Genomic DNA, 774 nt, shown 5'->3' on the forward strand with positions numbered 1-774 from the left:
GGACGATCACCGCAATGGTCAGCGCATAGCCGTTGACCCCCCGCCGCCATTGCTGCTGCTGTCCGGTTTCGGTGGTGGGCTTGCCGGCCTCGGGTGGTATCGGGTTCATGGTCTTCTACTTCAGCAACTTAAAACGGGTTCATGGGCATAGATGGGAGCCTGCCACCGCCAGCGCCAGGCGGCACGGCGGCGGGGCGGGGCGCCGTTCATGCACCGCCCCTCGCCAACACCTGGCCAAGGAAGGCCTCATGCGAGGGGAGCCGGGCAACCGACTCGGCGATGGCGTGGCGGCGCTGCTGCAGGGCCTGTCGCGCCTCGTCGGGCGGCATTTCCTGCAGAACCGGGTCGGTGCGTTCGGGCCAGTGCTGCATGCCGGCATGGATGGCCAGCCAGCTGTGCTCGTCAAAGCCCTCGTCGCCCTGCAGGTGCAGCAGGCCCAGGCGGCGCCAGGCGTCGATCTTGAAGGCCAGCGTCTCGGGCAGCTCCATCGTCGCCATGTCGCGCCACAGCGCGCTGTCGCGGCGCGCCGTGAGGCAGTAGTGAAGGATGATGAAGTCGCGGATGCGGCTGAACTCGCGCACGGCCCGCGCGTTGTAGCCGGCCACCACGCCCTCGCTGATCGGCTGACCGGACGTTAACAAGCCCATCAGGTGGCCCAGGCCACTCTGGATCAGGAAGATGCTGGTCGATTCCAGCGGCTCGAGGAAGCCCGAAGACAGGCCGAGCGCCACGACGTTGTGGACCCAGAAGCGCTCGCGGTGGCCGGTGGTGAAG

Annotated in this window: 1 protein-coding gene; it reads right to left on the reverse strand. The window is 67.8% G+C overall.

Going from position 1 to position 774, the window contains the following annotated elements:
- Positions 1-206: 206 nt before the first annotated feature.
- The coding region (locus AC1DU6_RS33645) for a tryptophan 7-halogenase (protein WP_477862705.1) at positions 207-774 on the reverse strand (568 nt) is incomplete at its 5' end.

It is taken from the genome of Roseateles sp. P5_B10 (assembly GCF_056400485.1).